Origin of the sequence: Dokdonia genika (assembly GCF_042652845.1) — a bacterium.
GTDB classification, from domain to species: Bacteria; Bacteroidota; Bacteroidia; order Flavobacteriales; family Flavobacteriaceae; genus Dokdonia; species Dokdonia donghaensis.
This window is the reverse complement of sequence record NZ_JBHSHB010000011.1, coordinates 1-1430: the sequence shown is the minus strand read 5'-3', so window position 1 is coordinate 1430 and position 1430 is coordinate 1. Positions and strand designations below refer to the sequence as shown.

Here is a 1430-nt window from a genome sequence, read left to right as displayed (position 1 = left end):
ACTATAACATCTCCAGTAGCAGGGTCTATTGACAATTCCGCTGTTGGTGTAGCGGTTAAAGTAACATCTGCTGGATCTACCGTCGCTCCGTTTAAAGTGTCATTGGCTAATACATCACTAAATGTAATGCCAGTAACACCTTCCTCTGCAGTGGCTGTGTAGCTATCATCCATCGCATCAATTGGATCTGGTTCGCTTACCACTACTGTAGCTGTCGCAGTCTCGCAATTTGATGGAACAGCTGTCTCACAAATTTGATAAGGAATTGTATAAGTACCAGGTGCAGTGCCGCTGGCAACTATAACATCTCCAGTAGCAGGGTCTATTGACAATTCCGCTGTTGGTGTAGCGGTTAAAGTAACATCTGCTGGATCTACCGTCGCTCCGTTTAAAGTGTCATTGGCTAATACATCACTAAATGTAATGCCATTAACTCCCTCTTCTGCAGTGGCTGTGTAGCTATCGTCCATCGCATCGATTGGGTCCGGTGCGCTTACCACTACTGTAGCTATCGCAGTATCGCAATTTGATGGAACAGCTGTCTCACAAATTTGATAAGGAATTGTATAAGTACCAGGTGCAGTGCCGCTGGCAACTATAACATCTCCAGTAGCAGGGTCTATTGACAATTCCGCTGTTGGTGTAGCGGTTAAAGTAACATCTGCTGGATCTACCGTCGCTCCGTTTAAAGTGTCATTGGCTAATACATCACTAAAAGTAATACCAGTAACACCTTCCTCTGCAGTGGCTGTGTAGCTATCGTCCATCGCATCGATTGGGTCCGGTGCGCTTACTACTACTGTAGCTGTCGCAGTATCACAGTTACTGTTAGCTGGTGCTGTACCATCTTCACAAACTGTATAATCTACTGTATAAGTGCCAGGTGCAGTGTTCGCTGCTACGGTTACTGTGCCATCGGCATTCACCGTAAGTGGACCATCTGTATTTGGAGTGATTGTAACATCTGCAGGGTCTACAGGTACACCATTAATTACATCATTAGAAAGTACATCACCTAAGGTAATACCATTAACACCTTCTTCTGCTGTAGCTGTGTAGCTATCGTCCATCGCATCGATTGGGTCTGGTGCGCTTACTACTACTGTAGCTGTCGCAGTATCACAGTTGCTATTAGGTGGTGCTGTACCATCTTCACAAACTGTATAATCTACTGTATAAGTACCAGGTGCAGTGTTCGCTGCTACGGTTACTGTGCCATCCGCATTCACCGTAAGTGGACCATCTGTATTTGGAGTGACTGTAACATCTGCAGGGTCTACAGGTACACCGTTAATTACATCACTAGAAAGTACATCACCTAAGGTAATGCCATTAACTCCTTCTTCTGCTGTAGCTGTGTAGCTATCATCCATCGCATCGATTGGGTCCGGTGCACTTACTACTACTGTAGCTGTCGCAGTCTCGCAATT

1 pseudogene is annotated in these 1430 nt (G+C 45.4%); it reads right to left on the bottom strand.

The annotated features are described in order from the left end of the window. Nucleotides 1-1430, bottom strand: a pseudogene (locus ACFO5T_RS06865) (hypothetical protein); the annotation flags it as partial.